The following is a 22,405-nucleotide window of genomic DNA, read 5'->3' on the forward strand; positions in this document are numbered from 1 at the left end:
CACCCGCAAGGCTGTCGGGTTCCCGTTCAGAGTAGCGCGCCACCGTCGAGCCGCCGGCAGCGCATATGCTCGCGCAGGCGCCGCAGCGCTTCCTGCTGAATCTGACGCACGCGCTCGCGCGTCAGGCCAAGCTCCTCGGCCAACGACTCGAGCGTGCTCATCTCGCAGCCATTCAGGCCGTAACGCCGCTCGATGACATGGCGCTGCCGTTCACTGAGCACATGCAGACTGTCAGCCACCAGGGCTTCGATCTGCTGCCGTTCAAGGCTGCCTTCAGGATCGCTGGCCGGCGCATCGTCGGCAATGAACTCGACCATGCTGTGCGCAGCATCGATATCGAGCGGCGCATCGAGTGAGGCAATGTGCTCATTCAGGGCCAGGATGCGCTGCACATCGGCCAATGGCCGGTCCAGCAGCAGCGCCACTTTTTCCAGACTCGCCTCATGCGGGTCATCGAGCGCCAGATGGCGCAGCGCCCGCAGCACCAGGTTGATTTCCTTCACCACATGCACCGGCAGACGGATGGTGCGAGCCTGATTCATCAGGCTACGCTCGATATGCTGACGTATCCACCAGGTGGCGTAGGTGGAAAAGCGAAAGCCGCGCTCCGGATCGAATTTCTCCAGCGCATGCATGAGACCGAGGTTGCCCTCTTCGATCAGATCCAGGAAAGCCATGCCCCGGTTCTGGTAGCGGCGCGCCAGATAGACCACCAGCCGCAGATTGCACTCGATCATGGTTTGCCGGGCGGCAAAATCACCCGCCTGCGCCCGGCGCGCGGTCGCCAGTTCTTCTTCCGCACTCAGCAGCGCATGACCACCAATATCACTCAGATAGGCCTGGGTGATATCACCCAGCAGCTCGCCCGCACCACCGCCCGCCGCGTACTGGGCCGCATCCCAGGCATCATCTGCCGGTGGCAGGTCATCATGCGCGCTGCTCCCGGCGACGGCTGTCATCGCTTGGGCAGGAAAGGTCCGGGATCGACCGGCAAGCCCTGGCGGCGGATTTCAAAATGCAGCTTGACGCTATCCGTACCGCTACTGCCCATTTCGGAAATCTTCTGGCCCAGCTTCACCGCCTGGCCTTCCTTCACCAGCAGCTTGCTGTTGTGGGCATAGACCGAAAGCAGATCGGTGTTGTGCTTGATGATGACCAGCTTGCCGTAGCCCTGCGGCCCGTTGCCGGCAAACAAGACCCGGCCATCACCTGCCGCATGCACAGGATCACCCTGCTTGCCTTCGAAATCGATGCCCTTGTTGCTGCTGCCGTTGTAAGCCGCCTTGATCTTTGCCCCCGTCGGCCAGGCCCAGGTCACGCCGGCAACAGAGGCGGTGCTGGCGGCAGGCGGTACCGTGGCGGCCGCCGCTGTCGGTGCGGGCGCAGCCGCAGGAGACGCATTCGGTGCTGGAACCGCCGGCGCATTGAGGCGGGTATTCGCTTCTTCCGAATAGGGCTCCTTGCCGCCACGCGGCTCGTGCACGAGGGTACCAGCCGGTGCAACTGCCGGCGCCGGAGCACCATCGAGCGAGCGTGTTTCGACAGCACCGGCAACACCGACCGGCACAGCCGTCACTGCCGGCGCTGCGGTAGCCCCCGTTCCAGTCGGGCGCAAGCGCAAGATTTGCCCGACCTGCAGCATGGCGGGATTATCGATGTTGTTAAGTCCAGCCAACTCGGTCGGCGTCATGCCGTGCTCACGGGCAATCCGGTACAGGGTATCACCCGGCTTGACCTGATATTCCCCTGGCCCCGCCTGCCGAGACGACGCCATCGGTGATGAGGGTTCACGTGTCACAGCGGGTGCCGGCGCCTGCGAACAGGCGGTCACGGACAAGAGAAGAAACAGGGGGAAATAAATTTTTATCATTGTGTTCCAGGCAAGAGCGGGACAAAGCGGACCGGGTCCAGACGCGTCTCGACAAAGCCTTCTGCGGTATGTTCGACCATGCAAAGATACTGTGATTGCCCCCCGACCGGCAAGACCAGCCGTCCACCAGGCGCCAGCTGACGCAGCAGATCGGCTGGGATGGCAGCGCCAGCAGCAGCGACGATGATGCTGTCGAACGGCGCCGCTTCCGGCAGACCGAAATGGCCATCGGCCAGCTTCAGCCGCACATTGAACTGCTGCAGCACACGCAGGTGTTCCTTCGCCTTGTCCAGCAACGGCGCCAGGCGCTCGACGCTATAGACCTCGGGACTCAGCTGCGCCAGAACGGCCGCCTGATAACCGCAGCCTGTTCCAACTTCCAGCGTCTTGCCCAGACCGGCTCGGCCATTGAGCAACAACTCGACCATGCGGGCGACGATGTAGGGCTGCGAAATGGTCTGCCCCAGGCCAAGTGGCAGGGCCGTGTCTTCATAGGCCCGCGAAGCCAGGGCCTCTTCGACGAAAATATGCCGCGGCACGGCAGCCATCGCCTGCAGCACCCTTTCATTGGCGATGCCTTTTTGTCGCAGGCGATCGACCATCCGCGCCCGCGTGCGTTGCGACGTCATGCCGATGCCTTGCAAGGCGTGTAAATGTGCTGCATTCATGGTGGTAGGAATTATTGCACCCATTGCCGGATGCGGCTGAGTTGGCCGGCATGTGTCAGGTCGATCTGCAACGGCGTCACCGATACCCGCCCCTGCTCGACCGCATGAAAATCAGTGCCCGGACCGGCATCGGCAGCCGCCCCGGCGGCACCGATCCAATAGACGGTTTCCTTGCGCGGCGACACGCTGCGCACCACCGGTTCCGCCTTGTGCCGGCGCCCCAGGCGGGTCACTTCGAGGCCGGTAATGGCGCTGAAGGGGAGATCGGGAATATTGACATTCAATAAAACAGGTTCGTTAACCGGCGCTTGAATATGGCGTTCGACCAATTGCCGGGCAATCTGTCCGGCCGTATCAAAATGGCGACAATCAAATGTCGTCATCGACAGGGCGAAAGAGGGAATTCCCAGCAGATAACCTTCCGTGGCCGCCGCCACCGTTCCGGAATAAATGGTGTCATCGCCCATATTGGCCCCGGCATTGATACCGGAAACCACCAAATCCGGCATGGCATCGAGCATGCCGCTCACCGCCAGGTGTACACAATCGGTGGGCGTGCCATTGACGTAATAAAAGCCATTGGCGGCCTGTTTCACAATCAATGGACGATCCAGCGTCAATGAGTGGCTGGCACCACTGCGATTCTGCTCCGGGGCGACTACCACGACCTCGCCCAGATCGGACAAGGCCTCGGCCAAAGCGGCCAGCCCCGGAGCAAAATAACCGTCGTCGTTACTTAACAGGATACGCATCAAGCAACCAGCAGCGCGTCCAGATTGCCACCTTCAGCCAACCACGATTCCACCCATTTCGGCTTGCGGCCGCGCCCCGTCCAGGACAGCCCGGCATCGAGCGGATGGCGGTACTTGATCTTGACCTTCCTGCCGGCCGCCGTTTTTTCCTTCTGCTTCCCGTCACCGGCAAACAACTCATCGAGGCTGAAACCACGGGCTTCAGCCAGCCGCTGCAGTTCCTTGCGCAAATTGTCACGCTCCTGAACTTCACGTTGTTTCAACTCGGCAACCACTTCCTGCTGCAGTGCACGCAATTCAGCAACATTCAATGCAGACAAATTCATTACCGGCTCCTTTTAATAAATGAGGGGAGCAATTTAGTTGAAGTACACATTTTTTTCAATCAAGCCTGAATGAAACAATAATTCACTCCTGCTTTTTCCCGAATAACCGATCTGTCAATTTCACATACCAGGCCGCCGATTGCACCTGCACGATATAGGCCAGGGTAATCACCAGCGCCGCATCGGCACCTTCCGTACCCAACGCATTCATGGCCAGCGCCAGGGCAATTGAAAGATTGCGCATCACCGTCCCATAAACCAGCGCAATCGCATCGCCACGTGGCAATAAAACCCGGGCCATAATTGTGCTCAATAAATAATTCCCACCATATAAGGCCAGCAAAGGCAAAATCAGCTGCAATAGTTGCGCTGGCTGTGCAAGTAATTGCTCTGCCTTCAAAGCCATGGCCACGAACACGATGCCCAGCACCCCAAGAGTGGACAGCGGCGGAAAGCGTGGCCCCCACTCACTCTGGAACGCTTTCACCCCGTATTTCCTGATCAGCAGCGACTGGGTGATGTACCCGGCCAGCATCGGCAAAAAGACGATGAAAATAATTTGCCAGAACACCGCCATGAAATCCACCGGAATGCGGGTTCCCATCAGCCATTGCAGATAAAAGGGGGTCGCGAGCGAGCCGAGGATCAGCCCGAGAACGGTCATTTTCACTGCAGCACCGAGATTGCCGCCGGCAAAGCCAGTCCAGGAAATGGTCATGCCGGATGTGGGCAGCAACGCCGCCAGCAACAAGCCAACGGCGTAATAGGGCTGTTCCGGAAAGAAAAAACGGCCAAGCGCATAGGCAAGAAAAGGAATGATGGCGAAATTGATCAGCTGCGCCAGCCCCTGCGCCTTGCCATCGCCCCCTGCAAACAACATGCCGATTTTCAGGGTCACCATCATCGGGTAAACCATGAGGAAAGTCAGCGGCACAATCAGATGCTTCATCCAGCCGACCGACAGCCCCCAGCCGGCAAGAAAGCCGAACCCCATGGCCAGGGGAATCGCAAGTGTCAGGTTTTTTGAAAGTTGGGAGAGCAGACCAAACATGGCACTTCCTGCCGAGGTTAATAAGCGGTCAATTATATTCTTCCAGCACTGCCGCCGCCAGGCTTTCTGCTGCTTACCGGCACAACGTGCGCCTGTTGCAACAGCGCGAACAAGCAACGTCACGCCTGCATTCTCGGTTTATAATTCCGCGGCTAACCCCCTAGGGAGAAAAAATTCATGGGCTTTCTTGCTGATAAAAAAATCCTGCTCACCGGGCTGCTGTCCAAGCACTCGATTGCCTACGGCATCGCCAAGGCCTGCCACCGCGAAGGCGCACAACTAGCTTTTACCTATCAGAGCGAGCGATTTGAAGAGCGCATCAAGAAATTTGCCGCCGAATTCGGTAGCGACGTGGTGATCCAGCTCGATGTCGCCAGCGACGAGCAGATCGACAACGCCTTTGCCGCACTGCGCCAGCATTGGGACGGCCTGGATGGCCTGGTGCACTCGATCGCCTATGCGCCGACCGAAGCCATCGAAGGGGATTTCCTCAACGGTATGTCGCGCGAAGCCTTCCGTATCGCCCACGAAATTTCGTCCTACAGCTACCCCGCCCTGGTCAAGGCCGCACGGCCGATGATGCAGGGGCGCAAGGCCTCGGCCCTGGCGCTGACCTATCTCGGCGCGGAAAGAACCATGCCCAACTACAACACCATGGGCCTGGCCAAAGCCAGCCTGGAAGCGGCCACCCGCTACCTGGCCTTCTGCCTTGGCCCGGAGGGCATCCGCGCCAACGCCATTTCTGCCGGTCCGATCAAAACCCTGGCGGCCTCCGGCATCGGCAATTTCGGCAAGCTGCTGGCCTACAACTCGCACCACGCCCCGCTGCGCCGCAACGTGACCATCGAAGAAGTGGGCAATGCCGCCGCCTTCATGCTGTCCGATCTCGCCAGCGGCATCACCGGTGAAATCATGTACGTGGACGGTGGCATGAACACCACCGCCCTAGGTAACGCCGAGCCGCTGCCCGCCTGAGCCCTCGCTGCTTCCTGCAACGCCGGCCCGGTTTGCCCCGGCCGGCGTTTTGTCAAGTGAAGGAGAGCTGGCATGCGCTGGCGACCTGACTGGGCTAGCCCCTATCCCCGCGAACATCTGACCAGTGATGTGCTCGCCGGCATTGTCACCGCCCTGCTCGTCATCCCGCAGAGTCTCGCCTACGCGCTCCTGGCCGGCTTGCCCCCGCAGGCCGGGCTCTACGTCTCGATCCTGCCGGCCATCGCCTACGCCTGGCTGGGCAGTAGCCGGGTACAGGCGGTCGGGCCGGTCGCGATCACCTCGATCATGACCTACGCCGTACTGTCGCCACTGGCGACACCGGGCACAGGCGCTTACATCAGCCTGGCCGCAACCCTGGCCCTGGGCTCCGGCATCCTGCTCATCGCCGCCGCCCAGCTGCGCCTGGGCTTTCTGGCCCAATTACTGAGCCGCCCGGTCACTGCCGGTTTCATCAGCGGCTCGGCACTGCTGATCGTGCTCAGCCAGCTGCAGCACCTCTTTTCCTTCCAGCCACAGCAGACCAGCGCTGGCGCCGTAATCACCGCCTGGCTAACGCAAGGACGCTGGGACGCCAACAGCTGGCTTGGTGTTGCCGCCCTGCTCATCCTTGGCCTGGCGCGCTGGTACGCCCCACGGCATCTGCCGGCTGCTCCAGCCATTGCCGCACGCATCACCTTCTTCCTGCGCCTCCTGCCCCTGCTGCTGGTGCTTGTCGCGACCGCTCTGGTCGCCCATCTAGCGTTGGGGCAAACCTATGGCCTGCATCAGGTGGGGGGGCTCACCCCAGGGCTGCCGGCGCTACAGTTGAGTCTTCCCTCGCTCGATGACAGCAGCCGTCTGCTCCTGCCGATGGCACTGCTGGCGCTGATCGGCATGGTGCAGAACATGTCCATGGCGCAGGCACTGGCAAGCAGACGGTGCGAGCGTGTTGACGCCAATGCCGAACTCAATGGACTGGGCTGGGCCAACATCCTCGCCGCAGGCAGCGGTGGTATGCCCGTCGGCGGCGGCGTTTCACGTACGGCAATCAATGTCGCTGCGGGTGCGCAAACGCCGCTGGCCAGCATCGTGGCAGCACTCGTCATGCTCCTGATCGTACTCACTGCCGCCCCTTTATTCGCCCATGTGCCATTGGCGGTGCTCGCAGCCAGCATCATCACCGCTGCCCTGGGCATGTTGGACATCAAGGCGATGCACCAGGCCTGGCGGCATGACCGGGCCGACGGCATCGCCGCTCTCGGGACCGCGCTCGGAGTGTGTCTGCTCGGACTGGAAGTGGGGATCGCGCTCGGCGTCCTGTTTTCGCTCGCCACCCACCTCTACCGCGCCAGTACCCCGCATATCGCCGTAGTCGGTCGCATCCCCGGCAGCAGCCACTTCCGCAATGTCGCGCGACACCAGGTGGAGACCTTGCCCCAGGTGCTTTTCCTGCGCATCGATGAAAGCCTGTTCTTTGGCAACCTGGCGGCCGTGGAAAATCGCTTGCGTGACGAACTGGCGCACAATCCGACGCTGCGCGACGTGGTCCTGATCATGAGCGCCGTCAATTGGGTCGATGCCAGCGCCGCCGAGATGCTGGCCAACCTGGCTGACGAACTCACTGCCGCCGGCATTAACCTGCATCTCGCCGAGGTCAAGGGACCGGTTCAGGACAGCTTGGAACGCGCGCCTTTGTGGCACACACTGCAGGGCAGGGTATTTCTTTCCGCAAACGACGCATTTGAAACCCTGGGCGCCCGCACCGCCTGAGAAGTCAGGTCTGACTTACCCCCAGCGCACACACAAGAAAAAACCCGGTGCCGCCAGAGATGACGGTACCGGGTTACTCAGGACAGACTGCCGCCGTCGGCGGCGACGGCATCAGCGCTCGCTGGAGCTAGCCAACGCCTTCTCGTTCACATCCACCTTGTAACGCGCGCGCAGGGCGCTCAGGTACATGGCCACTTCCTGCTGCGCAGCCAGGGAACGCAATTGCCCCTGCAGCCCCTGACGACGTGCCGTATCCAGCGCCGCACCGGGGGTGACCTTGCTCAACCGATACAGTGCATAGCCCTTGCCGGGCAAATCGACCCCGGCATACCCCGGCAACTTGCTCTTGTCCATGCGGAACACCAGCGGCGCTGCCTGCGGCGGCAACAAACGGGCATCCATCCGCGATACCACCTTGTCTGCCCCCCAGGCCAGCTTGTCCGTCCCGGACTGCAAAGCAGCCAGGCGTGCCTCACCATCGGCACGCGCCAGTTTCTGCGCTTCCTGATTGACGAGCAGCTTCTCGATCGTTGCCTGCAATCCTGCCAGCGGCTGTACCGAGGCCGGCTGATATTCGGCAATGCGAGCCGCCACCAGGGTGTTCTGCGCCACTTCAACCGCCTCCGTGTTGCGCTTGTTCTGGATCGTGTCATCGCTGAACACGGCCGCCAGCAACTTGGCGTTACCGAGCACGCCCGCAGCCGGATTCGCTTCGCGTCCGATCCAGTCGCTGCGCTGGATCTTCAGCTTGAACTGGTCCGCCACCGGTTGCAGGCTATCGGACTGCTCATAGACCATGTTGCTGAAACTCTCGGCCGCTTCGGCAAACTTGCGCGCCACGGCACTGCTTTTCAACTCACGCTCAATCTCGCCACGCACTTCGGCCAGAGGCTTTTCGCGCGCCACATGCTGACCTGTCAGCTTGATGATGTGAAACCCGAAATCCGACTCGACGATGCCGGAAACCTCTCCGTCGCGCAGGGCAAAAGTTGCATCCTCAAACGGTTTGACCATCATGCCACGGCCGAAAAAGCCAAGATCGCCGCCCTGCGAGGCTGAGCCGGGATCATCCGAATGTTTCCTGGCCAGCTCGGCAAACGCCGCCGGCTTGGCCTGCACTTCACGCAGCACCTCTTCCGCTTTCTGCCGCGCCTTGTCCTTGCCCAGCTTTTCCGCAGCAATCAGGATATGACTGGCGCGGCGCTCCTCCGGTTGCTGGTAGCGCTCCTTGTGGCCGTCATACCACGCCTTGATTTCCGCCTCACTGACTTCAACGGCCAGGCTCTCTGGCGTCAATACCACATATTCGACCTTGGCCTGATCAGGCGTGCGGAACTGTTCCGTGTTCTCGTCGTAGAACTTTTTCGCGGCGCCATCTTCGAGCTTGACCTTGGCCACGTAATTTTCCACCGGCAGCACGAATTCCTGGACATGACGGGCTTCGCTCTGCAGCGCCAGAACCTTGTCCGTCACGCGCTGCGACACGATGCCGGAACGACCGATGGTTCCCGCCAGTTGCTGCAAGGCCAGATCCTGCCGTACCTGCGCCTCGAAGCCCGCAGGCGACATCCCTTGCGCACTCAGCAAGGCTTCGTAGCGCTGTTGCGAAAACTGCCCGTTGTCCTGAAAAGCCTCGACCGCCATGATCGCCTGGCGTACCGCGTCATCACTGGCGAACAGATGCCGTTTGCGCGCTTCCTGGAACAACAGACGCTGGTCGATCAGATCGTCGAGGATGGCCTGGCGAAATTCCGGATTGTCGAGCACCTTCGGGTCCAGTTCGCCCAGCTGTCCGCGCAATCTGTCCTGTTGCTCACGTACCGCCTGCTGGAACTCCTGCTGCGAAATCTTGACCTCGCCCACCTTCGCCACATCGACGCCAGCACCACCGTCGCGGAAGGATTCGACGCCGAAAAAAGCAAACGGCAGCGCAATCAGGACCAGGAAAACCTGAACAATTTTCTTGTTGTTACGAACAGCATCAAACATACGCGCAAAATCCTTGGTTGGCGTTCAACAAATCGACAGCGGAATCGCGGCAGAACCGCAATCGTAAAGTGCGAAATGATACCGCACTTGACCGGAAGAGACCGTTTCTGCGGCATCCGCAAAACGCGTAAAAAAACCCCCGCCGTCATCTGGCGGGGGTTACATCCACTGCACAGCGGCGCTATCACTGGCCGCTGCTCGTGTGTTACATCTCGACCGTCGCCGCCACTTCGACGAACTCCGGAATCTGGTCGAAGTTCATGTAGCGATAGACTTCAGCGGCCTTGGCGTTGACCAGCTTGATCTGCTCCATGTACTCCGGCACCGTGACGATCCGGCCGGCCAGGGCGCACATGGCGGCCAGTTCGGCGGAGCCGAGGTAGACGCGGGTGTCGATGCCGAGGCGGTTCGGGAAGTTGCGGGTGGAGGTGGAGATCGCGGTGGAACCCTTGCGGATCTGCGCCTGGTTGCCCATGCACAGCGAACAGCCCGGCATTTCCATACGGGCGCCGGACTTGCCGAGCACGCCGTAGTAGCCTTCTTCGGTCAGGATCAGCGCGTCCATCTTGGTCGGCGGGGCGATCCACAGGCGGGTCGGGATGTCCGACTTGCCTTCGAGGACCTTGCCGGCGGCGCGGAAGTGGCCGATGTTGGTCATGCACGAACCGATGAAGACTTCGTCGATCTTGTCGCCGGCGACTTCAGACAACAGCTTGACGTCGTCCGGATCGTTCGGGCAAGCCAGGATCGGTTCCTTGACCTCGGCCAGGTCGATCTCGATGATGGCTGCATACTCGGCGTCGGCGTCGGCCTTGAGCAGCGTGCCGTTGGCGATCCACTCTTCCATGGCCTTGATGCGGCGCTTCAGCGTACGGGCGTCCTGGTAGCCTTCGGCGATCATCCACTTCATCAGGGTGATGTTCGAACGCATGTACTCGACGATCGGCTCCTTGTTCAGGGCAATCGCGCAAGCGGCGGCGGAACGCTCGGCAGCGGCGTCGGACAGCTCGAACGCCTGTTCGACCTTCAGATCCGGCAGGCCTTCGATTTCCAGGATGCGACCGGAGAAGACGTTCTTCTTGCCCTTCTTCTCGACGGTCAGCAGACCGGCCTTGATCGCGTAGTAGGGAATCGCATTGACCAGGTCGCGCAGGGTGATGCCGTCCTGCATCTTGCCCTTGAAGCGGACCAGCACCGATTCCGGCATATCCAGCGGCATGACGCCGGTGGCGGCGGCGAAGGCGACCAGGCCGGAACCGGCCGGAAAGGAGATGCCGATCGGGAAGCGGGTGTGCGAGTCGCCGCCGGTGCCGACGGTATCCGGCAGCAGCAGGCGGTTCAGCCAGGAGTGGATGACGCCGTCACCCGGACGCAGCGAGACGCCGCCGCGGGTGCTGATGAAGGACGGCAGCTCGCGGTGCATCTTGACGTCGACCAGCTTCGGATAAGCAGCGGTGTGGCAGAAGGACTGCATTACCAGATCAGCAGAGAAGCCGAGGCAGGCCAGATCCTTGAGTTCGTCGCGGGTCATCGGGCCGGTGGTGTCCTGGGAACCGACGGTGGTCATCTTCGGCTCGCAGTAGGTGCCCGGACGGATGCCGGTGACGCCGCAGGCCTTGCCAACCATCTTCTGGGCCAGCGAGTAGCCCTTGCCGTTGTCGGCCGGGTTCTGCGGCAGGCGGAACAGGGTCGATTGCGGCAGACCGAGGAATTCACGGGCCTTGGTCGTCAGGCCGCGGCCGATGATCAGCGGAATGCGGCCGCCAGCACGGACTTCGTCGAGGATGACCAGGGTCTTCAGTTGCGATTCGGCGATCACGGCGCCGTTCTTCAGCGCGGTGACCTTGCCGGTCTGTTGATCGACCTTGAGCTCGATCTCGTCGCCCATGTCCATCTGACCGGCGTCGATTTCGATCGGCAGAGCGCCGGCATCTTCCATCGTGTTGAAGAAGATCGGGGCGATCTTGGAGCCGAGGCAGACGCCGCCGAAGCGCTTGTTCGGCACGTAGGGGATGTCTTCGCCGGTGAACCACAGCACGGAATTGGTGGCGGACTTGCGGGAAGAACCGGTACCGACCACGTCGCCGACGTAGGCGATCAGGTTGCCCTTGGCAGCCAGCTTTTCCAGTTGCTTGATCGGGCCGCGTGAACCCGGCTCGTCGGCTTCGATACCCGGACGCGGGTTCTTCAGCATGGCCAGCGCGTGCAGCGGAATGTCCGGACGCGACCAGGCATCCGGGGCCGGCGACAGGTCGTCGGTATTGGTTTCGCCGGTGACCTTGAACACGGTCAGCTTCTGCGAAGCCGGGACTTCCGGACGCGAGGTGAACCACTCGCCGTCAGCCCACGACTGCATGACGGCCTTGGCGTTGGCGTTACCAGCCTTGGCCAGTTCGGCGACATCGTGGAAGAAGTCGAACACCAGCAGGGTCTTCTTCAGACCTTCGGCGGCGACGGCACCGCAGGTAGCGCAGCCCAGCAAATCAATCAGCGGCTTGACGTTGTAGCCGCCGAGCATGGTACCGAGCAATTCGGTGGCTTTTTCCTTGGAGATCAGGGCGCAGCTTTCTTCACCCTTGGCCACCTTGGCCAGAAACTCGGCCTTGACCTTGGCGGCATCATCGACGCCAGCCGGCACGCGGTAGGTGATCAGTTCGACCAGGGCGGCTTCTTCGCCCTTCGGCGGGTTCTTCAGCAGGGCCACCAGTTCGGTGGTCTGTTGCTTGGACAGGGGCAGCGGCGGGATACCGAGGGCTGCACGCTCTGCTACGTGGGCGCGATAGGCTTCAAGCACGGCGACTTCCTTTCGTAAAGGGTTGGCTCAGGAAAATGGACGATAGATTTTACGACGTTCGCAGCGCAGCAATGACGCGATTGCACAGAGGCAAAACAAGCAGCGCGCAAGTCTTATATATTTTATATGTTAGCTAAACCAAGTGCCACTCAAAGATACACCCCACCGCCACGCGTAGCGCAGAAAAATCCGTGCCGCACCTGGCATGCGCCCGAGAAGTCGCGCCCACTCTACGTTTTCGTTTATATAATCCGGCTGTCTCGGGGAGGACTGCAATGCAATATCACCGATTGCTGCCAGCTATCTTTATTCTGTTCATGGGCCATTTTGCCCACGCTACGGAGGTGTTACGCATCGGTGTACTGTACTGGTCGATGAACATCCCCGGTCAGGTCGCCATGCGCCAGGGACTGGAGGCCGAAGCCGAACGTCTCAATGCCCGGGCAAAAGCGGCCGGACTACCCATGCTGGAATTGATTCCGCAGGTCGCCGGCGACGGACCGGGGGGATCGAACGCCAGATCAGCCAGATGCAGGACATGGTAGCCCAACGCCCGGCCGTCATCATCGTTCAGCCCACCGACAACGCCGCCCTCGCCCAGCCCCTGCGCGCCGCCAATGCCGCAGGCATTCCAGTCGTCGCCTACGACCAATACATCAGCGGCGGCAAGCTCGCGGCCTATGTCACTTCCGACAATCGCCAGGCCGGTTATCTCAACGGCGAATATCTGGCGGCCCAGTTTCCTCCCGGCAAAACCCTACGCCTGATCTTGGTCGAATATCCGCACGTTTCTTCCACCGTCGAGCGTCTGGAAGGCTTCCTCGATGCCTTGCGCGAGCGCCAGCGCAGCTATCAGGTGCTGCGCCGCTACGAAGCCGTGCAACCGGCTGAAGGCCGGGCAGCGGCCGTTGCCCTGCTGCGTGACTTCCCTGCCCCCGGCAGTATCGATGCCGTGTTCACCGTCAATGACGGCGGTGGCCTGGCGATTGTCGACGCCCTGGACAAGGCCGGTCGCCAGGAAATCATGGTCGCCAGCATCGATGGCGACCCGCAGTCGGTGGAGAATATTCGCGCTGGCCGGTTGACGCGCATTGACTCGGCCCAGTTCTGCGGCCCACTCGGCGCCCAGGCCATGCGCCATGCCGAGGCGTTGGCGCGCGGTCGCCCAGTTCCCCAGCACACCCTGCTCCCGGTATTTCCCGTCACCCGCGACACACTGAGTCGTTACCCAGGCTGGCAGGGGCCGATTCCGGCAAGTTTCCGCAAGAGCTGGCCGTCGTCGCAGCCGTACTGGAACAACCTGCCGCAGAACACACCATGAGCCAGATCAGCAGCGCCCCATCCCTCAGCGCCCTGCAGTTTCGCGATTTCAACCGCCGTCTGGCCCTGGCTTTCGGGGCCGTCATTCTGGTCTTGATGACCGTGGTGCTCCTGGCCGGCAATTTCCTGTTGCAGCGGGTGGTCAACCAGGAGGAGGAAAAACTGTCCACCCTGCTGACTGGCGTCCTTGCCGAATCCGTCAGCTGCATCGGTTTCTCCGGTAAATATCAGGCCCGCCTGCTGCTTGAGGAAATTCACAAGCGACATCCAAACATCCGTTATCTGCTGATTGCCAGTGCAGACGGGCGCATCCTCGCGCACAGCGATCCCGCGCAGAATGATCAGCGCCTGCCGCCGGAAATACAGGCCAGCAATCTGGAAGTCATGCGCACCCACACGCCGGACACGCGCACCATCACCTATCAGGGGGAGAGCCTGCGCGAAGTCACCCTGCCCTACCTGGCTGGCTTCGATCATGCCGTGCAAGGCACCATCCAGGTCGGCCTGTCCGAGGCCTCGCGTACCGCAGCCATTCGCCAGGGGGGCATGCTGATTGCCCTGCTCGTGGTGGGCTTGATGACTGTCGGCATTGTCCTGGTACGCACCCTGAGCCGCCGTTTCGGGCGGCCTTTGCGCATTCTGGCCAATGATCTGCAAGCCACCCTGCAAGCCGTCCCCGACATCCTCTTTGAATTTGACCGCAGCGGCCGCTACCTGCGCATTGCCGCACAGGACGACAAACTGCTGGCCCGCCAGCGAAAAAAACTCATCGGCCAATTGGCCCACGACGTACTCCCCCGCCCCGCCGCCGACACCTTGCTCGCAGCGATAGAAGAAGCAGCGGAAAACGGCAGTTCGCACGGCAAGCAAGTCGCCCTCGAATTCCCGGACGGCAGACACTGGTTCGAACTTTCCGTCGCTCGCAAACGGGCCGTGACCGGCCAAGGGCACACCTTCATCGTCATCTCGCGCGACATCAGTGAACGCCATGCCGCACACCTGCAGGGGCTGCTCGCCACCAATGTCTTTGAGAGCAGCCGCGAAGGCATCATGGTGACAGACCCGCAGCACCGCATCATCCGCGTCAACCCGGCACTGTGCCGCCTGAGCGGTTACAGCGCCGATGAACTGCTCGGTCAGACGCCCAGCATCCTGCGCTCGCGCCAGCGCTCCACCGACACTTACAGCAGCATCGAGCAAGCACTGTTTGCCAGAGGTTACTGGCAGGGCGAAACCTGGAACCGTCACAAAGATGGCAGCGAATATCCACTCCTGCTTTCAGTCAATGCCATTCGCGACGACCTGGGCAACATCCTGCATTACGTCTCCTTCCATGCAGACATTTCCGGGCTCAAGGCCTCGGAAGCCAAACTTGAGCACATGGCACACCATGATGCGCTGACCGGTCTGGGTAACCGCCTGCTGCTACACATCCGCCTCGAACACGCCCTGTCGCGGGCGCAGCGCGAAGGGAGCGGGCTGGCACTGCTGATGCTTGACCTGGACCACTTCAAAGACATCAACGACAGCTTTGGCCACGCCATTGGTGATGCCCTGCTGCAGCAGATTGCCACCCGTCTCAGCCAGCGCATACGCGGTGCCGATACCGTCAGCCGCCTGGGGGGCGACGAATTCACCATCCTCATCGAAGAACTCGACCACCCGGATGACGCCGCCAAACTGGCCAAAGACATTACCCAGCTGATTGAACAAACCATCGAACTCCCCAATGGCAGTGAAGTCGCTGTGGGCTGCAGCATCGGCATTGCCCTCTATCCGGAACATGGCAACAGCATCGCCGAACTACTGCAGCAGGCCGATGCCGCACTCTACCGCGCCAAGGCAGAAGGTCGCGGACGTTATCAATTCTTCACTGAGCGCCTGACCCAGGAAGCCCGCCAGCGTATCGCCCTGGAAACCCGTTTGCGACGTGCCGTCAGCAACCAGGAACTGCACCTGCACTTCCAGCCCCAGATCGATACCCAGAGTGGGTGCATTGTCGGCGCCGAAGCACTGGTACGCTGGCTTGATCCGGAACAGGGCCTGATGCCGCCGGGCGATTTCATTCCCCTGGCCGAACAGAGCAACCTCATCGTCCCGCTGGGCAACTGGGTATTGCAGGAAACCTGCCGCCAGGGCCGCGCCTGGATCGACGCCGGCCTGCCGCCGCTGACCCTGGCGGTCAACGTTTCCTCGCGCCAGTTCCATTACGGCAATCTGGTCGACAAAGTCAGCACTGCGCTGGCCAGTAGCGGCTTTCCCGCCGAATATCTCGAACTTGAACTGACCGAAGGCGTACTGATGCAGCACAATCAGGACGTGAGCCACACCCTGAGCAAGATCCGCGCCCTAGGCGTACGCATTGCCGTCGATGATTTCGGCACCGGCTACTCCTCGCTGGCGTATCTGAAAGCCTTCCCGCTCGACGTGCTCAAGATTGACCGCAGTTTCGTCCGCGACATCCCACACCACGAAGATGACACGGAAATTGCTGCGACCATTATTGCCATGGCCCACACCCTGCGCCTCAAGGTACTGGCCGAAGGTGTCGAAACCCCCGAGCAACTGGCCTTCCTGCGCGCCCAAGGCTGTGATTACCATCAGGGCTTTCTCACCAGCCGGCCATTGCCCGCCGACGCATTTGCCGAGTTTGTCCTCAGCCAGGGCTGAAATTCCGCCGGCACCGGCAGCCTCTGCCCATTTTTTGTGCAGCCGCACAAAACCCTGGCAACTCAATCCGTTAGCGCGACTATCCCGAGCTTATCCCCAGGCTTGTCCAGTCCATATGGGGATAAGACCGCCAACAAGGCCACAGCAAAACCCCGCTTTGCCCCAGCCCTGCTAGACTTTGCGTTTTTTCCGAACGCATCGCCATGTCACGCATCGCCGCTGTTTCTGCCCTCGGCCAGCAAATCTGGCTGGACAACCTTTCCCGCCAACTCATCGAATCGAGTGAACTGGCCCGTTGGATCAGCGAAGATGCCGTCGCCGGTGTCACCTCCAATCCGGCCATTTTTTACAATGCCATCCGGACCGACCCGGCCTATCAGACCGCCGTCGCCACCCTCAAGGGCAGCGCACAGGATGCAGAGCGCCGCTTCGAAAACCTGGTCCTGCCCGATGTACAAAAAGCCTGCGACCTGTTTCTGCCCCTTTACGAAGCCTCATCCGGCAGAGCTGGCCTGGTCAGTTTCGAAGTTTCTCCGGCCCTGGCCGGCGAACAGCGGGCCACCGTACAGGCTGCACAACGCCTGTGGAGCGAAATCGCTCGTCCCAACGCCATGATCAAGATTCCGGCAACGGCGGCCGGCATCGCCGCCGTCAGGGAATGCATCGCCGATGGCATCAACGTCAACGTCACCCTGATCTTTTCTCCCGCCCAGCTCGCCGCGGTACAAACCGCCTACCGCGAAGGCATCGAACGGCGCTGGCAGGCGGGGCAAAGTGTGGACCGCATCGCTTCCGTGGCCAGCGTCTTCATCAGCCGCCTGGACAGCCTGCTCGACCCTGAGCTGCCGCGAGAGCTGCAAGGCCGGACCGCCATCGCCATGGCCCGCCGCGCCTATGCCGAATGGTTGCAACAGCCCGCCCTGCCGGGCGGGGCGCAGGCGCAGATGCTGCTCTGGGCATCGACCTCCGCCAAAAACCCGGCCTACCGCGATGTGCTGTACGTCGAACAGTTGATTGGCCAGGGCACGGTCAACACCGTCCCCGATGCCACACTGGCGGCTTTCCGCCACCATGGCGAAGCGGCGCCGACGCTGAACGCCGATGCCGCCGGGACCGAACACCAGCTGGCTGCCATCGCCGCACTCGGCATCGACCTCGACACCGTCGGCGAAGTGCTGCAACGTACCGGCCTGCAGCAGTTCTCGGAAGCGTTCGCCAAACTGCTCGATCTGGTGCGTTGATCGCCAGCGAGCAATTCAGGGCGGTTCAGTGGATGTAATCGCGCAGATCTTCGATCAGATCGTCCACGCCACCCAGCGACAACCCGAGAAAGGCACAAACAGCGGCAGCGGCCTTCGGCCATTCGTTCTCGTTTTCGCCCTGCACATGCAGACGAATGGCATGTTCAGCCAGGACGTTAACGGCAATCTGTGCCTGCGTCAGCGCTGAAACTTCGCCGCTGCGCAGCAGAATGCCGTAATCGTGGTGATGCAGGATGGCTTGTGCCACATCGTCGGGTAGCCGCCAGCGGCGGGCGAGAAAATAGCCGACCACGGCATGATTGGTCCCCAGCAGGCGATCCTCCACCTGGGTGAACTTGCCGTCTTCCGCCGCATTGGCCTGCATCAACACCGATTTGGTCTGCGGAAACCGGCGCATCAGGAGGGGGATGCCGCAGTCGTGAAACAGGCCGAAGGTGTACGCCATATCGACCGGTAGACAACGCAGACGCTCGGCGATTTCGGCACACAGATTGGCCGTCATCGTCGAGCTTTCCCAGAACCGTTCCAGCCCGCCGCCCAGTTTGCTGTCCAGCGCTGCCTGCAGGAGGCGGGCCACCACCATGGAAAACACCGGGCGCGTACCAAGAAACTGCAAGGCCTGACTGATCGACGTCAGGGGCGTCGCCCCGGCAAATGCCGGCGAATTCGCCACCTGCATGATGTGCCCGGACAAGGCCACATCGCTCGTGATCAGGCGCACCAGCTCGTTCGTGCTGGGGCTATCCTTGCGCAACTCTTTTTCCAGCTCGACCAGAATCGCCGGGCGCGGTGGAATATCCACCCCCTTGAGCAAGGCAGCAATCTGTTGTTCGTCTACGGCGGCATCCATTTTCAGTAAATTTGGCTTATTTTTCAGAATTCAGGTGAGCTTACCCGTTAATCCTAAGGCATCAAATAGTACGTTGGTAATAGCCCGATAGTGCTACGGCAAGCCAAAATAACGGCGCGCCCGCTGGCAAGCTTCATGTTCGGTATCGAATTCCCGGCACGGGGACGGGCGTTCAGCATAAATCGTGCACTGTACGGCGCGCCCGATCTCGCCGGCCAGGGCAACGCAGCGCGGCGGCTGCGCATCAGTGCCGCACATCCGCACCAGGTTCGGCGTCAAGCGTACGGTCATGGCCACCGGTACTCCCGCCCCCCAGGCGAATGCGCCGCCGGCCAGTTCAGCCGGATGAAAATCAACGCGAAACCGGGCGCAGCAGGCACCGCAGGACTGGCAAAGCCTGTCATTTACACCCGGCGTGCCCGTCTCAGCCAAGGGACACCCGACAACGCCACAATGCATGCCCGGAGGCCAGATATTTCTGCTCGAACGGCGTCATCGTCTGCTCCGGCTGGTAGGGTTCCGCCACGACGGGCACCCCGGCCAGCCAGCCCAGAGCCAGCGCCATTTCTTCAATATAGATGCGCCAGTTGCTGCGGCATTCGACCAGTCCCCCGAGCTCGCGCCAGACCGGAAATACGGCATGCCCGTGCCAGCGCCGGGCAAGATGGCCGATCTTCGGCCAGGGATTGGGGTAGAGGTTGTAGTGGCGGTCCAGGCGCACGCCAGCACGGGCGAGCAGGCGCCAGAAGTCGACCAGATCGGCACGCACCAGCACGGCGTTGGCCGGCAGTTCGGCCGGCTTGCCCCGCGCCAGACGATCCGCCGACTGATCGACACCGATCACGAAATGTTGCGGAAACATCCGCGCCAGATGCAGGGTGCTCCAGCCAACGCCGCAGCCGGCGTCGAGAATCAGCGGCGCGGCGCCGTTCCATGCGGCATGCGCGGCCAGCGCCGAGGCCAGAGCGCGCTCGTTATAGGCGGCAAAAGGTTTGCGCAGCGGCTGCGCCAGATGCCGGCGCAGCAGTTTTTCCAGATCGGCGTGCACCGTGCTCTGGGCACTGCTGATCGGACGCGAATCAGCCTGCATCAAGCACCTCGGCAATGAAATCGGGCGGCAAGACGCCGCTGGCGATGAGATGCGCATCGATATCCTCTGCCGCCTTGATCGGGCGCAGCTGCTGATACAGCGTTTCGGCCTGGGGCGCATGCCGGCGCAACAGCATCAGCCATTGCTTCAGGCGGCCGCCGGCATGCGCCGGCACCACCCGCTGCCGCACCCCGTGCCAGTAGCGCGCCAGCCAGGGCTGCAGCGCTACCCAGGCGGCCGCCGCGGGAATCTCCTCGCCCCGGATCCGGCGCGGCAGAAATGGATCGGCCAGCGCCCCTCGCCCCAGCATCACATCGCGGCAACCGCTTTCCTCGCGAATCCGCCGCCAATCGTCCACCGTCCAGATTTCACCGTTGGCAATCACCGGCACCTTCACCGCCGCAGCCACCCGGGCGATTTCCGCCCAGCGTGCCGGCGGCCGGTAGCCGTCTTCCTTGGTCCGCCCATGCACGATCAGGGCGTCGATCCCACCCGCTTCCAGCGCTTGGGCGCACTCCACCGCCAGAAGCGTATCGCTGATCCCCAGCCGCATCTTGGCGGTGAAGGGCACACCCAAAGGAATTTCCGCCCGCACCGCACTGGCAATCTCGTGCAGCAACTGCGGCTCGGCCAGCAAGGCGGAACCGCCACGATGGCGGAACACCGTCGGCGCCGGACAGCCAAAATTCAGATCGACACCTGCGGGGTGAAGACTCACCAGGCGCTGCGCATTGGCCGCCATGAAATGTGGATCGGAACCGAGCAACTGCACCCGCATCGGCGTGCCCGCCAGCGTACGCCCGGCCTGTAGCAACTCCGGACAGGTGCGGAAAAAAGTGCGGCGCGGCAGGACGCTCTGCGTCACCCGCACGAATTCGCAAATCCCCCAGTCGTAGCCGCCGATGCCCGTCAACACCTCGCGCATCAGCGGATCGGCCAGCCCTTCCATGGGCGCGAGAAGAATTTGAAATGAGTCGGGCATACGTTGTTCAATCAAACCGGCATGGCGCCATCGTTCCTTACCCGCTTGGCAAGGTGCTCAGGAAAAGGCGCGCATTATAATCCGCCCCCATGTTGCGCTTCGTCCTCGATACCAATGTGGTCCTCGACCTGTTTCACTGGGCCAATACCGATGCCATTCCCCTGATGCACGCCCTGGAAAGCGGCCACATCAGTTGCCTGGCCGATGCCCGTACTCTCGACGAACTGCAACGGGTGCTGACCTACCCCCAGCTGAAACTGACGCCGGCCATGCAGGCCGCACGCTGGGCTCAGTACACCCGCCACGTCACCCACTGCCCGGCGGGCGAAGCACCGACGCTGCCCCGCTGCCGCGACCGTGACGACCAGAAATTCCTCGAACTCGCCGCCCGCGCTCAGGCCGATGTTCTGGTCAGCAAGGACAAGGCCCTGCTCAAACTGCGCGGCCGCACCCGTTTACCGTTCCGCATCCTGACCCCGGCCGCCGCCTGCGCCCTGCTTGTTCCCGGCAGCGCCATGGATGCAGCCGCGCAATCGCCTGCATAAACAAGGCCAATTGGCCGTCCCGCCTGGTTTTGCACTATAGTGAGCCCATGCCGGCCCAGCCGGCTTGAGCACTTCGTCATTTCAATCTAGGAGACCACCATGAGTACCAAAAAAACCAAGATGCCCAGCATCGACATCGGCATTTCCGAAGCCGACCGCGCCAAGATCGTCAAAGGACTGTCCGGCCTTCTCGCCGACAGCTACACCCTTTATCTGATGACCCACAATTTCCACTGGAACGTCACCGGCCCGCAGTTCAATAGCCTGCACGCCATGTTCATGGGCCAGTACACCGAGCAGTGGAATGCGCTCGACCAGATCGCCGAACGCATTCGCGCCCTCGGCTTCCCGGCGCCCGGCACTTACAAGGAATTCGTCAAGCTCGCCTCGATCAAGGAAGTGGAAGGCGTGCCCAAGGCCACCGACATGATCCGCCATCTGGTGGCCGCCCAGGAAGCGACCGCCCGTACCGCCCGCAAGTTGCTGCCGCTGGTCAGCGAAGTCGATGACCAGCCGACGGCCGACCTGCTCACCCAGCGTCTCGACGTGCATGAAAAAACCGCCTGGATGCTGCGCAGCTTGCTGGAAGACTGATTCCGCCACACAGCAGCTCCGGGAAAGGGGCGCCGCCCTCACTGGCGGCGCCCCTTTCCATATCAGCCTCTCACCAGCGACCTGCAAAGGCGACGCAGGAAAAAGCTACTCCAAACGCCGGCGAAACACCCAGGTCTGCGCATCCGACACTTCCGGAGTGAAGGCATAGCCTTCCCCATCGAACGCCTGTAAAGCCTCCGGATCGCTCAGGCGATTCACGACCGCATAGCGGGCCATCAGGCCGCGTGCTTTCTTGGCGTAGAAACTGATGATCTTGTAACGACCGCCCTTCCAGTCCTCGAACACCGGCTGAATGACGCGCGCCGCCAGTTTGCGCGCGCGCACTGCCTTGAAATACTCTTCCGAGGCCAGATTCACCACCACCGGCTGTGCTGCCTCGGCCAACTCGGCATTGAGCGCCGCCAGCAGGGTATCGCCCCAGAAGGCATAGAGATCCTTGCCGGCCGCCGTCGCCAGGCGGGTCCCCATTTCCAGCCGGTAAGGCTGCATCAGGTCGAGCGGTTTAAGGATGCCGTAAAGACCGGAAAGGATGCGCAACTGCGTCTGGGCAAACTGCAGATCCGCCGCCGTCAGGCTACTGGCCGCCAAGCCGTCATAAACATCGCCATTGAAAGCGAAGATCGCCTGCTTCGCATTGGCCGGCGTAAACGGCGGCGCCCAGGCCGCATAGCGGTCGAAGTTGAGTGTCGCCAGGGCATCGGACACAGCCATCAGGCGTGCGATATCCGCCGGCGACAGGTCACGCAGCACCTCGATGAGCGCCGCGGAGCGGTCGAGAAACTGCGGCAGGGAGAACTCGGCAAACGGTGCCGGCGTCTCATAATCCAATGATTTTGCGGGAGAAAGAAGAATCAACATACGCTGCACGGATCCTGT

General features: G+C 61.9%; 21 protein-coding genes. 8 read left to right on the forward strand and 13 right to left on the reverse strand.

The window, feature by feature from the left end; all coding sequences use genetic code 11:
• Positions 1 to 26: 26 nt before the first annotated feature.
• The 6 genes from rpoS to JYJ39_RS11470 all read right to left on the reverse strand — a co-directional run bounded on the left by rpoS (position 27) and on the right by JYJ39_RS11470 (position 4,667).
• Positions 27 to 959 carry an RNA polymerase sigma factor RpoS gene (rpoS, locus tag JYJ39_RS11445; RefSeq protein WP_205204436.1) on the reverse strand — a complete coding sequence of 311 codons (933 nt, stop codon included), beginning with the start codon at positions 957 to 959 and terminating at the stop codon, positions 27 to 29.
• A complete protein-coding gene (locus JYJ39_RS11450) occupies positions 956 to 1,798 on the reverse strand; it encodes a peptidoglycan DD-metalloendopeptidase family protein (protein ID WP_205204437.1) in 843 nt (280 codons plus the stop codon). The genes rpoS and JYJ39_RS11450 overlap by 4 nt, the downstream gene beginning before the upstream one ends.
• A 68-nt stretch (positions 1,799 to 1,866) precedes the next feature.
• Entirely contained in the window at positions 1,867 to 2,538 is a 672-nt protein-coding gene (locus tag JYJ39_RS11455) for a protein-L-isoaspartate(D-aspartate) O-methyltransferase (RefSeq protein WP_205204439.1), read from the reverse strand.
• Between the two features lie 11 nt (positions 2,539 to 2,549).
• On the reverse strand, positions 2,550 to 3,290 hold the full coding sequence (gene surE, locus JYJ39_RS11460) for a 5'/3'-nucleotidase SurE (RefSeq protein ID WP_205204441.1): 741 nt from the start codon (positions 3,288 to 3,290) through the stop codon (positions 2,550 to 2,552).
• A complete protein-coding gene (locus tag JYJ39_RS11465) occupies positions 3,290 to 3,616 on the reverse strand; it encodes an H-NS family nucleoid-associated regulatory protein (RefSeq protein WP_205204443.1) in 327 nt (108 codons plus the stop codon). Before JYJ39_RS11465 ends, surE begins: the two co-directional genes overlap by 1 nt.
• Positions 3,617 to 3,698: 82 nt before the next feature.
• A complete protein-coding gene (locus tag JYJ39_RS11470) occupies positions 3,699 to 4,667 on the reverse strand; it encodes an arsenic resistance protein (protein WP_205204445.1) in 969 nt (322 codons plus the stop codon).
• A gap of 177 nt (positions 4,668 to 4,844) precedes the next feature.
• Between JYJ39_RS11470 and fabI the strand changes: the two genes are divergently transcribed.
• Both fabI and JYJ39_RS11480 read left to right on the forward strand, forming a co-directional pair.
• The gene (gene fabI / locus JYJ39_RS11475) at positions 4,845 to 5,642 is read left to right on the forward strand and encodes an enoyl-ACP reductase FabI (protein WP_205204447.1); all 798 of its coding nucleotides are present in this window, start codon (positions 4,845 to 4,847) and stop codon (positions 5,640 to 5,642) included.
• Positions 5,643 to 5,714: 72 nt separating this feature from the next.
• Complete coding sequence (locus JYJ39_RS11480; RefSeq protein WP_205204449.1) at positions 5,715 to 7,412, forward strand: SulP family inorganic anion transporter; 1,698 nt, start codon at positions 5,715 to 5,717, stop codon at positions 7,410 to 7,412.
• Between the two features lie 111 nt (positions 7,413 to 7,523).
• Here JYJ39_RS11480 and JYJ39_RS11485 read toward each other — a convergent pair whose 3' ends face one another.
• Both JYJ39_RS11485 and acnB read right to left on the reverse strand, forming a co-directional pair.
• Positions 7,524 to 9,401 carry a SurA N-terminal domain-containing protein gene (locus JYJ39_RS11485; RefSeq protein ID WP_205204451.1) on the reverse strand — a complete coding sequence of 626 codons (1,878 nt, stop codon included), beginning with the start codon at positions 9,399 to 9,401 and terminating at the stop codon, positions 7,524 to 7,526.
• 205 nt (positions 9,402 to 9,606) lie between these two features.
• The gene (acnB, locus tag JYJ39_RS11490) at positions 9,607 to 12,195 is read right to left on the reverse strand and encodes a bifunctional aconitate hydratase 2/2-methylisocitrate dehydratase (protein ID WP_205204453.1); all 2,589 of its coding nucleotides are present in this window, start codon (positions 12,193 to 12,195) and stop codon (positions 9,607 to 9,609) included.
• Positions 12,196 to 12,470: 275 nt separating this feature from the next.
• On the opposite strand from acnB, the gene JYJ39_RS11495 reads away from it, so the two are divergent.
• The 4 genes from JYJ39_RS11495 (at position 12,471) to tal (ending at position 17,426) form a co-directional block, all read left to right on the forward strand.
• Positions 12,471 to 12,740 carry a hypothetical protein gene (locus JYJ39_RS11495; RefSeq protein WP_205204456.1) on the forward strand — a complete coding sequence of 90 codons (270 nt, stop codon included), beginning with the start codon at positions 12,471 to 12,473 and terminating at the stop codon, positions 12,738 to 12,740.
• On the forward strand, positions 12,734 to 13,516 hold the full coding sequence (locus tag JYJ39_RS11500; protein WP_205204458.1) for a sugar ABC transporter substrate-binding protein: 783 nt from the start codon (positions 12,734 to 12,736) through the stop codon (positions 13,514 to 13,516). Before JYJ39_RS11495 ends, JYJ39_RS11500 begins: the two co-directional genes overlap by 7 nt.
• Positions 13,513 to 16,185 carry an EAL domain-containing protein gene (locus JYJ39_RS11505; RefSeq protein ID WP_205204460.1) on the forward strand — a complete coding sequence of 891 codons (2,673 nt, stop codon included), beginning with the start codon at positions 13,513 to 13,515 and terminating at the stop codon, positions 16,183 to 16,185. Before JYJ39_RS11500 ends, JYJ39_RS11505 begins: the two co-directional genes overlap by 4 nt.
• A gap of 203 nt (positions 16,186 to 16,388) precedes the next feature.
• Positions 16,389 to 17,426: a transaldolase gene (gene tal / locus JYJ39_RS11510; protein ID WP_205204462.1), complete on the forward strand. Its 1,038-nt coding sequence runs from the start codon at positions 16,389 to 16,391 to the stop codon at positions 17,424 to 17,426.
• Positions 17,427 to 17,451: 25 nt separating this feature from the next.
• Here tal and JYJ39_RS11515 read toward each other — a convergent pair whose 3' ends face one another.
• The 4 genes from JYJ39_RS11515 to JYJ39_RS11530 all read right to left on the reverse strand — a co-directional run bounded on the left by JYJ39_RS11515 (position 17,452) and on the right by JYJ39_RS11530 (position 20,369).
• Positions 17,452 to 18,297 (reverse strand): HDOD domain-containing protein, encoded by an 846-nt coding sequence (locus JYJ39_RS11515; protein WP_205204464.1) that lies wholly within the window; start codon positions 18,295 to 18,297, stop codon positions 17,452 to 17,454.
• A gap of 93 nt (positions 18,298 to 18,390) precedes the next feature.
• The gene (locus tag JYJ39_RS11520) at positions 18,391 to 18,756 is read right to left on the reverse strand and encodes a YkgJ family cysteine cluster protein (RefSeq protein WP_205204466.1); all 366 of its coding nucleotides are present in this window, start codon (positions 18,754 to 18,756) and stop codon (positions 18,391 to 18,393) included.
• Positions 18,722 to 19,390 carry a tRNA (guanine(46)-N(7))-methyltransferase TrmB gene (gene trmB / locus JYJ39_RS11525; protein ID WP_205204468.1) on the reverse strand — a complete coding sequence of 223 codons (669 nt, stop codon included), beginning with the start codon at positions 19,388 to 19,390 and terminating at the stop codon, positions 18,722 to 18,724. Before trmB ends, JYJ39_RS11520 begins: the two co-directional genes overlap by 35 nt.
• Positions 19,377 to 20,369: a tRNA dihydrouridine synthase gene (locus JYJ39_RS11530; RefSeq protein WP_205204470.1), complete on the reverse strand. Its 993-nt coding sequence runs from the start codon at positions 20,367 to 20,369 to the stop codon at positions 19,377 to 19,379. Before JYJ39_RS11530 ends, trmB begins: the two co-directional genes overlap by 14 nt.
• Positions 20,370 to 20,458: 89 nt before the next feature.
• On the opposite strand from JYJ39_RS11530, the gene JYJ39_RS11535 reads away from it, so the two are divergent.
• Complete coding sequence (locus JYJ39_RS11535) at positions 20,459 to 20,914, forward strand: putative toxin-antitoxin system toxin component, PIN family (RefSeq protein WP_205204472.1); 456 nt, start codon at positions 20,459 to 20,461, stop codon at positions 20,912 to 20,914.
• A gap of 99 nt (positions 20,915 to 21,013) precedes the next feature.
• On the forward strand, positions 21,014 to 21,508 hold the full coding sequence (locus tag JYJ39_RS11540) for a Dps family protein (protein WP_205204474.1): 495 nt from the start codon (positions 21,014 to 21,016) through the stop codon (positions 21,506 to 21,508).
• 105 nt (positions 21,509 to 21,613) lie between these two features.
• Here JYJ39_RS11540 and yaaA read toward each other — a convergent pair whose 3' ends face one another.
• On the reverse strand, positions 21,614 to 22,387 hold the full coding sequence (yaaA, locus tag JYJ39_RS11545) for a peroxide stress protein YaaA (protein ID WP_205204476.1): 774 nt from the start codon (positions 22,385 to 22,387) through the stop codon (positions 21,614 to 21,616).
• Positions 22,388 to 22,405 lie beyond the last annotated feature (18 nt).

This window comes from Azonexus hydrophilus (assembly GCF_905120355.1).
Classification (GTDB): Bacteria; Pseudomonadota; Gammaproteobacteria; order Burkholderiales; family Rhodocyclaceae; genus Azonexus.

Bases quoted from the DNA above. Each gene is read 5' to 3' on its own strand.
- rpoS (WP_205204436.1), bottom strand. From the start codon at position 959: ATGACAGCCGTCGCCGGGAGCAGCGCGCATGATGACCTGCCACCGGCA.
- JYJ39_RS11455 (WP_205204439.1), bottom strand. From the start codon at position 2,538: ATGAATGCAGCACATTTACACGCCTTGCAAGGCATCGGCATGACGTCG.
- surE (WP_205204441.1), bottom strand. From the start codon at position 3,290: ATGCGTATCCTGTTAAGTAACGACGACGGTTATTTTGCTCCGGGGCTG.
- JYJ39_RS11465 (WP_205204443.1), bottom strand. From the start codon at position 3,616: ATGAATTTGTCTGCATTGAATGTTGCTGAATTGCGTGCACTGCAGCAG.
- JYJ39_RS11470 (WP_205204445.1), bottom strand. From the start codon at position 4,667: ATGTTTGGTCTGCTCTCCCAACTTTCAAAAAACCTGACACTTGCGATT.
- fabI (WP_205204447.1), top strand. From the start codon at position 4,845: ATGGGCTTTCTTGCTGATAAAAAAATCCTGCTCACCGGGCTGCTGTCC.
- JYJ39_RS11480 (WP_205204449.1), top strand. From the start codon at position 5,715: ATGCGCTGGCGACCTGACTGGGCTAGCCCCTATCCCCGCGAACATCTG.
- JYJ39_RS11485 (WP_205204451.1), bottom strand. From the start codon at position 9,401: ATGTTTGATGCTGTTCGTAACAACAAGAAAATTGTTCAGGTTTTCCTG.
- JYJ39_RS11495 (WP_205204456.1), top strand. From the start codon at position 12,471: ATGCAATATCACCGATTGCTGCCAGCTATCTTTATTCTGTTCATGGGC.
- JYJ39_RS11500 (WP_205204458.1), top strand. From the start codon at position 12,734: ATGGTAGCCCAACGCCCGGCCGTCATCATCGTTCAGCCCACCGACAAC.
- JYJ39_RS11505 (WP_205204460.1), top strand. From the start codon at position 13,513: ATGAGCCAGATCAGCAGCGCCCCATCCCTCAGCGCCCTGCAGTTTCGC.
- tal (WP_205204462.1), top strand. From the start codon at position 16,389: ATGTCACGCATCGCCGCTGTTTCTGCCCTCGGCCAGCAAATCTGGCTG.
- JYJ39_RS11515 (WP_205204464.1), bottom strand. From the start codon at position 18,297: ATGGATGCCGCCGTAGACGAACAACAGATTGCTGCCTTGCTCAAGGGG.
- JYJ39_RS11520 (WP_205204466.1), bottom strand. From the start codon at position 18,756: ATGCATTGTGGCGTTGTCGGGTGTCCCTTGGCTGAGACGGGCACGCCG.
- JYJ39_RS11530 (WP_205204470.1), bottom strand. From the start codon at position 20,369: ATGCCCGACTCATTTCAAATTCTTCTCGCGCCCATGGAAGGGCTGGCC.
- JYJ39_RS11535 (WP_205204472.1), top strand. From the start codon at position 20,459: ATGTTGCGCTTCGTCCTCGATACCAATGTGGTCCTCGACCTGTTTCAC.
- JYJ39_RS11540 (WP_205204474.1), top strand. From the start codon at position 21,014: ATGAGTACCAAAAAAACCAAGATGCCCAGCATCGACATCGGCATTTCC.
- yaaA (WP_205204476.1), bottom strand. From the start codon at position 22,387: ATGTTGATTCTTCTTTCTCCCGCAAAATCATTGGATTATGAGACGCCG.